Genomic DNA, 12,302 nt, shown 5'->3' on the forward strand with positions numbered 1-12,302 from the left:
GAAAAGATACTAAGGATTAGATATGGGTAAGGTCACTGGATTTATGGAATTTGAGCGCGTCGACGAAACATACGAAGCGCCCGTGAAACGTCTCCACCACTACAAAGAGTTTGTTGCAGCCCTAACTGACGAAGAAGCTAAGATTCAAGGCGCTCGCTGTATGGATTGCGGTATTCCGTTTTGCAATAACGGTTGCCCAGTGAATAACATCATTCCCGACTTCAATGATTTGGTGTTTCATAACGATTGGAAAAATGCTTTAGACGTTTTGCAATCGACCAATAACTTCCCTGAATTTACTGGCCGTATTTGCCCAGCACCTTGCGAAGCTGCTTGTACCTTAGGCATTAATAATGACGCTGTTGGTATTAAATCCATTGAGCACGCGATTATTGATAAAGGCTGGGAGAGCGGTTGGGTAAAACCACAGCCACCTAAAATGAAGACCGGAAAAAAAGTCGCAATTGTCGGTGGCGGCCCTGCAGGTATGGCAGCTGCACAACAGCTGGCTCGCGTTGGTCACGATGTCACCGTCTTTGAAAAGAACGACCGTGTTGGCGGCTTACTGCGCTACGGCATTCCTGATTTCAAGATGGAAAAGTGGTTGATTGATCGTCGCGTAGAGCAAATGCAAGCTGAGGGCGTGAAATTCGAAACTGGTGTTTTTGTTGGTAAAGAAGCGATTGGTGCTGAAGTAAAAAATTACTCTAATAAGACTGTGTCCCCTGAGCAGTTGATGAAAGATTTTGATGCAGTAGTGATCAGTGGTGGCGCTGAACAACCACGCGATCTCCCAGTACCGGGCCGCGAACTCTCTGGAGTGCACTATGCATTAGAGTTTTTGATTCCACAAAACAAAGAGAATGCTGGTGATTTCAAAAATGAAATCCGCGCTACTGATAAGCATGTTGTTGTTATTGGTGGTGGCGATACGGGTTCTGATTGTGTGGGCACCTCAAATCGTCATGGCGCTACAAAAATTACTCAGTTTGAGTTACTTCCACAACCTCCAGAAGTGGAGAATAAGCCTTTGGTGTGGCCATATTGGCCAACCAAGCTACGCACCTCTTCTTCTCACGAAGAAGGCTGTGATCGCGATTGGTCTGTCGGCACAAAACGCTTTGAAGGTAAAAACGGCAAAGTAGAAAAACTCATTGGCGTGCGTTTGGAGTGGAAAGACGGCAAGATGGCTGAAGTTCCCAATTCTGAATTTGAGATCAAGGCAGATTTAGTGCTTTTAGCGATGGGATTTGTCTCTCCAGTGCAACAAGTTCTCAATGCTTTTGGTGTAGAGAAAGATGCTCGTGGCAATGCCAAAGCCACTGTGGATGGCCAAAATGCTTATCAAACAAACGTTCCCAAGGTATTTGCGGCTGGCGATATGCGTCGTGGACAGTCTTTGGTGGTTTGGGCAATTCGTGAAGGGCGTCAATGCGCCCAGGCAGTAGACGAGTATTTGATGGGGTCATCTGTTTTACCCCGATAATATCGGGGATATGAACATTGCCCACTCACACTCTTTGGATGCAAGTACGCAAATAGCAGGAGAGGTAGTCGTCTCCATTAAAGACGTTAACTTTTCTTATGCTGCAGGGGAGCGACAGATTCTGTCCGGGCTCAATATGGAGTTTCGGCGTGGTCAAGTAGTTGCCGTGATGGGTGGCTCTGGGTGTGGCAAGACAACCATTCTGCGTTTAATTGGCGGTCAAAATATTGCCCAATCTGGCGAAGTGTTATTTGAAGGCCAAGACATTGGCAAGATGACCACTGATCAGTTGATGGCATCACGTCGCCGTATGGGGATGTTATTTCAGTTTGGCGCATTGTTTACGGATTTGAGTGTCTTTGAGAATGTCGCTTTTCCTTTGCGCGAGCACACTGACTTAAGTGAAGAACTATTGCGCTCACTGGTGTTGATGAAATTAAATGCCGTTGGCTTGCGTGGTGCTCGTGATTTAATGCCCTCACAGATTTCTGGGGGAATGGCGCGACGAGTTGCCTTAGCGAGAGCCATTGCTTTAGATCCCCCACTCATCATGTACGACGAGCCGTTTGCTGGCTTGGATCCTATCTCCTTGGGCATTACAGCTCGGTTGATACGGGATTTGAATAATGCACTTGGCGCCACCAGTCTGTTAGTGACGCACGATGTTGAGGAGACCTTTGAGATTGCGGACTACGTGTACTTTATTGCTAATGGCAGTATTGGTGCGCAAGGCACGCCAGAGGAATTAAGTCGTTCAACAGATCCGTTTGTCAGACAGTTTTTAGATGCAGCACCTGATGGACCAGTGCCATTTCACTATCCAGGACAAAGCTTGGCAGAAGATTTTGGAGTAAGTGTTTGATGAATGCACTCCTCAACTTTTTTGGCGATCTTGGATTTTTCGTTCGTAGCAATTTAGCGAGTCTTGGGCTTGCTGCCCGCATGTTTGTAGCAGTGATTTGGCGTTCAGGATTTTTATTAAAACGACCGCGTTTAGTGGTGGATCAAATTCTGTTTGTTGGAAATCACTCTTTTGTGATCATTGCGGTATCGGGCTTGTTTGTTGGCTTTGTCTTAGGATTACAGGGCTATTACACCTTGAACCGTTATGGCTCTGAGCAGGCATTAGGTTTATTGGTAGCGCTTTCTTTAACTCGCGAGTTAGGGCCTGTCATTACTGCTTTATTGTTTGCTGGGCGCGCAGGCACCTCCTTAACTGCAGAAATCGGGTTGATGAAGGCCGGCGAACAATTGAGCGCAATGGAAATGATGGCTGTGGATCCACTGGGTCGTGTGATTGCTCCTCGATTGTGGGCTGGCATTATTTCAATGCCGATTTTGGCAACGATCTTTACGGCAGTGGGTGTCATGGGCGGCTATTTTGTCGGAGTTCCACTGATTGGGGTCGACTCTGGGGCGTTTTGGTCTCAGATGCAGGGAGGAGTAGACCTCTTTTCTGATATCGGCAACGGATTAATTAAAAGCATGGTTTTTGGTGTGGCAGTGACATTTATTGCTCTCTATCAAGGCTATGAGGCTAAACCGACGCCTGAGGGTGTTTCACAAGCGACCACCCGTACGGTGGTGATTTCTTCTTTATCGGTTTTAGCGTTGGATTTCTTGCTAACCGCAATGATGTTTTCAAATTAGAAAGAATAAACTGGGGCCCTTATGAGAAAAAGTGCAATTGATATTTGGGTAGGAATTTTTGTTGCCATTGGATTGTTGGCCGCGTTATTTCTTGCATTGAAAGTGGGCAATATGAATGCGGTGTCATTTGCACCGACATACAAAATTTCTGCACGCTTTGACAATATTGGTGGTTTGAAGCCACGCGCACCAGTCAAAAGTGCTGGAGTAGTGGTCGGTCGAATTGCCAGCATCTCTTTTGACGATAAGACCTATCAAGCAACAGTAGTGATGACCATTGAAGACGCCTATAAATTTCCCAAAGATTCATCCGCCAAGATTTTGACATCCGGTCTGCTGGGCGAACAATATATTGGTCTTGAGGCGGGTGGCTCGGATGATATGTTGGTGAATGGCGAAAAGATTGCTCAGACTCAATCAGCCATTGTTTTGGAAAACTTGATTAGCCAGTTTCTCTACAACAAGGCAGCAGATAGCGGTCAAGACAAGGGTGCAGCAAAATGAGTTTGTGGGTACTAGGTCTGCAGCATAAGCTTAAGCACATAGTGCTCCTGGGTTTTGCTGCTGTTCTAGTAGGCTGTGCCTCGATTCCTGCTGGCGTAGAGCCCTCGCCACACGATCCCTGGGAGCCCTTTAATCGCTCTGTCTTCGAGTTCAACGAAGGTTTGGATGCTTATCTTCTGAAGCCGGTAGTTGCTGGGTATCGATTTGTGTTGCCTGAGTTTGTGCGTGAAGGTATCTATAACTTCTTTAGTAATTACAACGATATCTATACGGCACTATTTAATCTCTTACAAGGCAAGCCTGATTACGCTTTCAGTGATTTGATGCGTGTCGTAGTAAACACTACTTTTGGTTTAGGCGGTTTGATTGATATGGCTACTCCCGGTGGTCTTGAAAAGCATAAAGAGGATTGGGGCCAAACTTTAGGCGTCTGGGGTGTTCCTGCTGGTCCATATGTTGTCTTGCCATTCTTTGGGCCAAGTAACGTGCGCGATACTTTCGGTACAGTGGCAGATCTAGAGTCCGATTACTTATTTAGCATCATGCCCAATGTGGCACTTCGAAATAGCATTACTGGGTTGCGGGTAGTCAATGCTCGTAATACCTATTACGAAGCGGGTGATTTATTGGATGGTGCTGCGATTGATAAATACAGCTTCATGCGGGATGCCTATATTCAGCGGCGCGAGTATCAAATCAATGAGGGGCGCGATGATGAAGAGCCTCCAATGCCGGTATATGAAAACCCCTACGAATAATTGATATAACGAGAAGGGGCTAAAATGAGTCCCAGTCTAGATAAAGATAGCGAGATAGTGGATATGAAAAGTTACCAAAGCATTTTCAGATTTTTAGTGTGTGGCTTGCTGTCCATCTATAGTGCAGTCTTTGCTCAAACTCCGGATCAAACAACTACTCCAGATGCCTTGATCAAAATGGTTGTCACCGATGTGATGGCTTCAGTAAAAGCAGACCCAGATATTCAAAAGGGCAATATTCCTAAAATTGTTGAGTTAGTCGACAAGAAAATTGTTCCCTATACCGATATGCGTCGTACTACCGAAATGGCCATGGGTCCAAATTGGAAGAAGGCAACTCCTGAGCAACAAAACCAGTTGGTTTCAGAATTTAAAAACCTCTTGATTCGCACTTACTCAGGAGCGTTAAGTCAGCTGCGCGATCAGACTGTGCAATTCAAACCACTTCGTGCTGCACCTGACGATAAAGAGGTAGTTGTAAAAACGGTTGTACTTGGGCGCGGAGATCCGGTCCCATTAGATTACCGTCTTGAGAAAACCGATAAGGGCTGGAAAGTCTACGACATGAACATCATGGGTGTTTGGTTGGTAGAGGCTTACCGCAACCAGTTCACCAACCAAATTAGTCAAAACGGTATTGATGGTCTAGTGAAATTCTTGCAAGACCGCAATAAGCAGCTAGCTAGCGCTAAGCCTACGAATTCTTAATTGATCACTTTCAATATCTAGCAATGCCATTCTTTTTGCCAAAAACAGTAACGCAAGAAAATGCATTGCAGCTTGAGAAAGAGGGCTTGTTAAATCTAGCAAGCCTACAAATGGTTGACTGTTCAGCATTGAAGGATTTTGATTCTACGGTGCTGACGGTTTTATTGGCTTGGCAAAAAAAGCTTCAAACCGATGGCCATTCTCTTGTAGTAGAGCATGCACCCGAGAAATTGAAAGTACTTGCTGGCCTGTATGGTGTTTCTGCATTGCTAGGTTTGTAACGGCATGCATCCTGCAATCTCTGTCAAAAATATATCCAAACATTACGGGGCACTTCAAGCCCTAGATGATGTTTCTTTAAATATTGAACAGGGCGAATTTTTTGGTTTGCTTGGCCCAAATGGTGCTGGTAAGACCACCCTAATTTCCATTTTGGCCGGCTTAGTGACTCCAAGTAAGGGACACGCCGCCATCATGGGCGCCGATGTGCAAAAAGCATTTCGTGAGGCGCGTCGTATGTTGGGTGTGGTTCCACAAGAATTGGTATTTGATCCCTTTTTTACTGTACGTGAGACTTTACGTTTTCAGTCAGGTTATTTTGGCATTCGCAATAACGATGCCTGGATTGATGAGATTATGTCCAACCTCGATCTCACCTCCAAAGCAGACAGTAATATGCGCTCCTTGTCAGGTGGTATGAAGCGGCGAGTTTTAGTTGCTCAGGCATTAGTGCATCGCCCCCCAGTCATTATTTTGGATGAGCCAACTGCAGGGGTAGATGTTGAGCTACGTCAGTCTTTGTGGCAATTTGTCAGCAGACTCAATCAAGATGGACACACCATTGTTTTGACGACCCATTATTTAGAGGAGGCTGAGGCCCTATGTCAGCGGATTGCCATGCTCAAGCAAGGCAAGATTGTTGCTCTTGATACAACCTCTAACTTATTGGCTCGCTATGGCTCAGTCAAAAAAGATGGTGAGGGCAAGACGGATTTGGAAGAAGTTTTTGTCAACATCATGTCTGGAGGCGCCTTATGAAGCATGGGCTCAATACACCTCCCCTGGAGTACGGCAGCGGCTTCCCTACCTTGCTCAGCAAAGAAATCAAACGCTTTTATAAGGTAGGGTTTCAAACGGTTGCTGCCCCAGTACTAACGGCTATTTTGTATCTCATGATTTTTGGTCATGTACTCGAAGGTAAAGAGGTTTATGGGCGCTTAAGCTACACCGCGTTTTTGATACCGGGCTTAGTGATGATGAGTGTTTTGCAAAATGCTTTTGCCAATACTTCCTCATCGTTAATACAGTCCAAGGTTACTGGTAATTTGGTCTTTGTCTTGCTCGCCCCCTTGAGTCACTTTGAATTCTTTGCAGCGTATGTGTTGGCAGCGGTATTTCGGGGTGTGGTGGTGGGTTCCGGTGTCTTTTTAGTTACCGCTTGGTATGGCTTGCCATCGATTGAATATCCATTGTGGATTTTGATCTTTGCTTTTTTAGGGGCCGCTATTTTGGGAAGTCTCGGTTTAATTGCGGGCATTTTGGCAGATAAATTTGATCAATTGGCTGCCTTTCAGAACTTTTTGATCATGCCAGCTACGATGTTGTCAGGAGTGTTTTATTCTATTCACTCGCTACCGCCCGCTTGGCAAACAGTCTCTCATTTCAACCCCTTCTTTTACATGATTGACGGTTTTCGTTATGGCTTCTTTGGGGTATCCGATATTTCCCCATGGAATAGTTTGGCAATCGTTGCTTGCTTTTTTGTGCTGGTTTCGGCAATAGCCTTACGTTTGTTGCAAAAGGGCTATAAGCTCAGGCACTAGGTTTGATAGGAGAAATGATGTTACCGACCCCAGAACAAATTGAGAGCTATATCAAGCAAGGCATTGAGTGCACGCATATTCAGGTAGAGGGTGATGGCCAACACTTTTTTGCAACCATTGTGAGCCCCCAGTTTGAAGGCAAGCGTTTGGTGCAGCGTCATCAACTGGTCTATGGTGCAATGGGCGATCGCATGAAAGCTGAAGTGCATGCTTTGTCAATCAAGGCTTTTACACCGGAAGAATTTGCTCAGAATTCTGCTGTATAAATTTTATTAAATACCCCGTTTTTATTGGAATTGCTTCATGGATAAATTACGAATGCAAGGCGGCTCACCACTGAAAGGTGAGGTGATCATCGCAGGCGCTAAAAATGCAGCACTCCCAATTTTGTGTGCGTGCCTACTAACGGATGAGCCGGTGGTATTGCGTAATGTGCCTGATTTGCAAGATGTGCGTACTATGCTCAAGCTCTTGCAAGAAATTGGCGTGACCGTCAGCTTTCCAGATCCAGCAGATCGCAGCCATTTGATATTGAATGCCGCAGTGATTAAGAGTTCAGAGGCAACGTATGAAATGGTGAAAACCATGCGAGCCTCCATTTTGGTGTTAGGCCCTCTTTTGACTCGTATGCATAACGCCAAAGTATCTTTACCTGGTGGCTGTGCTATTGGTGCCCGCCCGGTGGATCAGCACATCAAGGGTCTCAAAGCGATGGGAGCCAATATCAAGATTAAGAGCGGCTATATTCAGGCAGAGACTAAGTCGCCAGCGGATCGCTTAAAGGGTGCTTCAATTTTGACTGACATGATTACGGTCACTGGTACAGAAAATTTACTGATGGCTGCTACCTTGGCGTCGGGGACGACAATTCTGGAAAACGCAGCACGTGAACCTGAGGTTGGTGATCTTGCTGAATTGCTCGTGAAGATGGGCGCCAAAATTACTGGCATTGGTAGCGATCGCTTAGTGATCGAAGGCGTTGAAAGGCTGCACAGTGCTGAGCACTCCGTTATTCCGGATCGCATTGAAGCAGGTACATTCTTATGTGCAGTTGCTGCGGCTGGTGGCGATGTGCTGGTGAAGCAATGTCGTCCAGATACTTTAGATGCCGTCATAGTCAAGCTTAAGGAAGCAGGATTACAAATGGAAGTTGGTCCGGATTGGATTAAGGCTTCCATGCGAGGACGCCCAAAGGCGGTGAGTTTCCGCACCTCTGAGTACCCTGCATTCCCTACAGATATGCAGGCACAGTTGATGGCTGTGAATGCGGTAGGAAGTGGCAGCTCCACAATTACAGAAACGATTTTTGAGAATCGGTTTATGCACGTCCAAGAACTCAATCGTTTGGGTGCAGATATTGCAATTGAAGGCAATACGGCAATTGCGCAGGGTGTGGAAAAGCTTTCTGGCGCTATTGTGATGGCGACCGATTTGCGAGCTTCAGCCAGCTTAGTCATTGCTGGCTTGGCTGCCCAAGGTGAAACTCAAGTGGATCGGATCTACCATTTAGATCGTGGCTATGACCGTATGGAGCAGAAATTGACGCTGTTAGGCGCCAAGATTGAGCGCATTAAGTAAGCCTGATGGATAATTAGTCCATGAAATTGACTTTAGCCCTCTCTAAAGGGCGCATCTTCGAAGAGACTGCTGAGATCTTGTCTAAGGTCGGCATTGTGCCGAAGGAAGATCCTGAGAAGTCTCGCAAACTCATTATTGAGACCTCCAATCCTGACGTCCGCTTGATTATTGTGCGCGCCTCAGATGTGCCTACTTATGTGCAATTTGGTGGAGCTGATTTTGGTGTAGCAGGTTTAGATGTGTTGATGGAAAAAGGCACCGATGGCCTCTATGTGCCATACGATCTGAATATTGCCAAGTGCCGTATGTCAGTGGCTGTGCGCGAAGGTTTTGACTACGCAGCAGCTGTCAAACAAGGCTCACGTTTAAAAATTGCAACCAAGTATGTCAATTGCGCTCGTGAACACTTTGCGAATAAAGGCGTACACATCGATACGATTCAGCTCTATGGATCGATGGAGCTGGCTCCACTGGTGGGTTTGGCAGATGCGATTGTGGACTTGGTTTCGACCGGAAATACCTTGCGTGCAAATGGCTTGGTTGAAGTTGAGCCAATTGCAGACATCAGTGCACGCTTAGTAGTTAATCAGGCTTCTTACAAACGTAAGCGTGCGCAGCTACAACCAATTTTTGAGTTGCTCAAGTAAGCACCAAAAGAACGCAACACTTTCAAATGTCCGCCAAAATTAACGTCAAGCGCCTCAATAGTCAGGATGCGGGTTTTAAAGAAACCTTGCTCTCTAGTCTTTCATTGCCGATGGCTGATGATGAAGCGATTGATGGCGCTGTCGCAAAGATTCTTCTGGCGGTTAAAGAGAAGGGTGATGAGGCTGTTCTGGATTTCACGAAACAGTTTGATCGTCTAAATGCGACTCAGGTTTCTGAATTAGAGATTTCCCGGCAAGATTTAGAGCAAGCTTATAAGACCTTATCAGCCGAGCAAAAGAATGCACTCGATATTGCTGCCCAACGTGTTCGGGCTTATCACGAGAAGCAAAAGATTGAAGTAGGTTGCCACTCTTGGGCGTATGAAGAGTCAGATGGCACGCGTTTAGGTCAAAAAGTGACTCCATTGGATCGCGTTGGTATTTACGTACCCGGTGGTAAAGCAGCTTATCCATCTTCTGTTTTGATGAATGCCATCCCTGCAAAAGTAGCCGGTGTTGAGCAAGTGATCATGGTGGTGCCAACCCCTGATGGAGCACGCAATCCCTTGGTATTGGCAGCTGCTTATTTAGCTGGGGTTGATCGCGTCTTTACGATTGGTGGCGCTCAGGCAGTAGGTGCTTTGGCTTATGGAACGAAGACAATCCCAGCCGTAGATAAGATTGTTGGTCCAGGAAATGCTTATGTTGCTGCTGCAAAGCGCAGAGTATTTGGCATTGTGGGCATCGATATGATCGCAGGCCCTTCAGAGATTCTGGTTTTATGCGATGGCTCAAGCAATCCTGATTGGGTTGCAATGGATTTGTTCTCTCAGGCAGAGCACGATGAGCAAGCCCAATCCATTTTGCTATGCCCTGATGTTGCTTTTATTGAGCAAGTGCAAGCCAGTATCAATAAGCTGCTTCCGGAGATGTCCAGAGCAAAAGTTATTGAAATCTCTCTCGTAAATCGTGCACTTTTGATTCAGGTAAAAAGTATGGATGAGGCCTGCGAGATTGCAAATGCAATCGCCGCAGAGCACCTAGAGATTTGTGCGGCTGAACCACGAAAGTGGGCGGAGAAGATTCGTCATGCAGGCGCAATCTTTATGGGTAACTACACCAGTGAATCCCTGGGCGATTACTGTGCAGGACCGAACCATGTCCTCCCTACAGCTCGTACAGCACGCTTTTCATCGCCATTGGGTGTCTATGACTTTATCAAGCGTTCCAGCATGATTGAAGTGAGTGAAGCTGGAGCCCAAACTTTGGGCGCGGTAGCGAGCACCTTAGCTCATGGTGAGGGCTTGCAAGCCCACGCACGTGCTGCTGAGATGCGCCTGAAAAAATAAATCTACCTTAGGATTTCTTTTAAAGCGGCGACAAGTTCGCCGCTTTGTTCATCTGTGCCAATCGTGATTCGTAAAAAGGTATCGATGCGCGGTAATTTAAAGTGACGCACAATAATGCCGCGATCTCGTAATGCTTGATAGAGCTCTATGCCAGCATGCTTAGGATGGCGGGTGAACACAAAGTTTGCTGTTGAGGGAAGTGTTTCAAATCCGAGTGCACTTAATTCACTTACCAACTTGGTGCGCGTATTGATCACCATGGTGGCAGTTTGCTCAAGATGGGCCTGGTCTTCAATTGCAGCAATGGCACCTGCCTGCGCTAAGCGACCCAAGGGATAAGAGTTAAAGCTATTTTTGACTCTCTCCAAGCCTTCGATTAAATCAGGGTGTCCGACCGCAAAACCAACCCGCAGACCTGCTAACGCGCGGGACTTGGAAAGTGTATGAACTACTAAGAGATTTTCTGGGCAAGATGCACCTCGCAGCAAGGGAATGCAAGACTGCGTACCGTAATCGACATAAGCTTCATCAATCACTACTACTGAGTTTTTGTTTTGAGAGAGCAGGGTTTCGATTTCAGAGCGGGCTATCGATCTGCCCGTTGGCGCATTGGGGTTGGGAAAAATAATCCCCCCATTGGGTTTGTTGTAGTCGCTGATACTGATCTCAAAATTTCCTCCGAGCGGAATTGTTTTATGTTCAATGCCAAATAGCTTGCAGTACACCGGATAAAAGCTATAAGTCACATCAGGAAATAAAACGGGTTGACTGTGTTTTAAGAGTCCAGCAAACACATGTGCCAGAACTTCGTCTGAGCCATTTCCCAAAAAGACTTGTTTTGGATCTAGTCCATGCAGTTTGGCAATCGCCTGTTTCAGTGTGGCACCCTCTGGATCTGGATAAAGACGCAAATCTTCAGTGTTTTGGGATTGAATTGCGGCAAGCGCTTTGGGTGAGGGACCGTAAGGGCTTTCGTTAGTGTTGAGCTTCACCAGCCGCTGCATTTGCGGTTGCTCCCCAGGAACATAAGGGGTCAAAGTTTGAACAACAGGGCTCCAAAAACGGCTCATGAGGGTACTCAGCTCAAAAATCAGTAAGAAAGTGAAGCAATAACGGCATTTAAATCTCTGCTAGGAATGATATTATGAGGCTTCAATCAACACTTCGCCTCGCGGCGCAACGAAGCATGCGGCAAGCCGACGTTACCCGAAACACTTCGGAAACCAAAATTCAAATTTCCATCAATTTAGATGGTACTGGTAAGGCTGAGCTAGCCTCCGGTGTCCCTTTTCTAGACCATATGTTGGATCAGATCGCCCGTCACGGCATGATCGATCTCAAGGTGGTTGCCAATGGCGACACCCATATTGATGATCATCACACAGTTGAAGATGTAGGAATCACCTTGGGTCAAGCTTTTGCCAAGGCGGTAGGTGATAAAGCCGGGATTACCCGTTATGGCCACTCCTATGTTCCTTTGGATGAAACACTTTCGCGCGTGGTGATCGATTTTTCAGGTCGCCCTGGTTTGGAATTTAATGTGCCATTTACCCGTGCGCGTGTGGGTGACTTTGATGTCGATCTCAGTATTGAATTCTTCCGTGGTTTTGTGAACCACGCTGGAGTGACTTTGCACATCGATAATCTGCGCGGTATTAATGCGCACCACCAAATCGAAACGGTCTTCAAAGCCTTTGGCCGTGCCTTGCGCATGGCTCTGGCTATTGATCCACGAGCATCCGGTGCGGTTCCCTCCACTAAAGGTAGTCTCTAATCTAGACACCCTATAGTTGCTCTGT

15 protein-coding genes are annotated in these 12,302 nt (G+C 46.5%); 14 read left to right on the forward strand and 1 reads right to left on the reverse strand.

The annotated features are described in order from the left end of the window. Positions 1-22 precede the first annotated feature (22 nt). From IEN92_RS04030 to hisD, 13 genes are all read left to right on the forward strand, one after another. Positions 23-1,486 (forward strand): glutamate synthase subunit beta, encoded by a 1,464-nt coding sequence (locus IEN92_RS04030; protein ID WP_216160766.1) that lies wholly within the window; start codon positions 23-25, stop codon positions 1,484-1,486. Positions 1,487-1,496: 10 nt separating this feature from the next. Beyond that, positions 1,497-2,348, forward strand: a complete 852-nt coding sequence (locus tag IEN92_RS04035) for an ABC transporter ATP-binding protein (protein WP_216160769.1) — start codon at positions 1,497-1,499, stop codon at positions 2,346-2,348. After that, positions 2,348-3,136 carry a lipid asymmetry maintenance ABC transporter permease subunit MlaE gene (mlaE, locus tag IEN92_RS04040; protein WP_216160772.1) on the forward strand — a complete coding sequence of 263 codons (789 nt, stop codon included), beginning with the start codon at positions 2,348-2,350 and terminating at the stop codon, positions 3,134-3,136. Before IEN92_RS04035 ends, mlaE begins: the two co-directional genes overlap by 1 nt. Positions 3,137-3,157: 21 nt before the next feature. Next, positions 3,158-3,640: an outer membrane lipid asymmetry maintenance protein MlaD gene (mlaD, locus tag IEN92_RS04045; RefSeq protein WP_215374746.1), complete on the forward strand. Its 483-nt coding sequence runs from the start codon at positions 3,158-3,160 to the stop codon at positions 3,638-3,640. Next, the gene (locus IEN92_RS04050; protein WP_215374748.1) at positions 3,637-4,398 is read left to right on the forward strand and encodes a VacJ family lipoprotein; all 762 of its coding nucleotides are present in this window, start codon (positions 3,637-3,639) and stop codon (positions 4,396-4,398) included. Before mlaD ends, IEN92_RS04050 begins: the two co-directional genes overlap by 4 nt. Before the next feature lie 63 nt (positions 4,399-4,461). Next, positions 4,462-5,106 carry a phospholipid-binding protein MlaC gene (locus IEN92_RS04055; protein ID WP_216162160.1) on the forward strand — a complete coding sequence of 215 codons (645 nt, stop codon included), beginning with the start codon at positions 4,462-4,464 and terminating at the stop codon, positions 5,104-5,106. Between the two features lie 23 nt (positions 5,107-5,129). Then, a complete protein-coding gene (locus tag IEN92_RS04060) occupies positions 5,130-5,387 on the forward strand; it encodes a lipid asymmetry maintenance protein MlaB (protein ID WP_216160775.1) in 258 nt (85 codons plus the stop codon). A gap of 4 nt (positions 5,388-5,391) precedes the next feature. Beyond that, positions 5,392-6,144 carry an ABC transporter ATP-binding protein gene (locus tag IEN92_RS04065; protein WP_216160778.1) on the forward strand — a complete coding sequence of 251 codons (753 nt, stop codon included), beginning with the start codon at positions 5,392-5,394 and terminating at the stop codon, positions 6,142-6,144. Next, the gene (locus tag IEN92_RS04070) at positions 6,141-6,929 is read left to right on the forward strand and encodes an ABC transporter permease (RefSeq protein WP_216160781.1); all 789 of its coding nucleotides are present in this window, start codon (positions 6,141-6,143) and stop codon (positions 6,927-6,929) included. Before IEN92_RS04065 ends, IEN92_RS04070 begins: the two co-directional genes overlap by 4 nt. Before the next feature lie 17 nt (positions 6,930-6,946). Further along, positions 6,947-7,195: a BolA family protein gene (locus IEN92_RS04075; protein ID WP_216160784.1), complete on the forward strand. Its 249-nt coding sequence runs from the start codon at positions 6,947-6,949 to the stop codon at positions 7,193-7,195. Between the two features lie 37 nt (positions 7,196-7,232). Beyond that, positions 7,233-8,507, forward strand: a complete 1,275-nt coding sequence (gene murA, locus IEN92_RS04080; RefSeq protein ID WP_216160786.1) for a UDP-N-acetylglucosamine 1-carboxyvinyltransferase — start codon at positions 7,233-7,235, stop codon at positions 8,505-8,507. A gap of 20 nt (positions 8,508-8,527) precedes the next feature. After that, positions 8,528-9,154, forward strand: coding sequence for an ATP phosphoribosyltransferase (gene hisG, locus IEN92_RS04085; RefSeq protein WP_215374763.1), 627 nt, complete (start codon positions 8,528-8,530; stop codon positions 9,152-9,154). A gap of 26 nt (positions 9,155-9,180) precedes the next feature. Beyond that, entirely contained in the window at positions 9,181-10,503 is a 1,323-nt protein-coding gene (gene hisD, locus IEN92_RS04090; RefSeq protein WP_216160789.1) for a histidinol dehydrogenase, read from the forward strand. A gap of 2 nt (positions 10,504-10,505) precedes the next feature. Here hisD and hisC read toward each other — a convergent pair whose 3' ends face one another. Continuing rightward, positions 10,506-11,573, reverse strand: coding sequence for a histidinol-phosphate transaminase (gene hisC / locus IEN92_RS04095; protein ID WP_216160792.1), 1,068 nt, complete (start codon positions 11,571-11,573; stop codon positions 10,506-10,508). 116 nt (positions 11,574-11,689) lie between these two features. Between hisC and hisB the strand changes: the two genes are divergently transcribed. Further along, positions 11,690-12,277, forward strand: a complete 588-nt coding sequence (hisB, locus tag IEN92_RS04100) for an imidazoleglycerol-phosphate dehydratase HisB (protein ID WP_215376713.1) — start codon at positions 11,690-11,692, stop codon at positions 12,275-12,277. Positions 12,278-12,302 lie beyond the last annotated feature (25 nt).

Source organism: Polynucleobacter sp. MWH-Creno-3A4, from assembly GCF_018881885.1.
GTDB lineage: Bacteria > Pseudomonadota > Gammaproteobacteria > Burkholderiales > Burkholderiaceae > Polynucleobacter.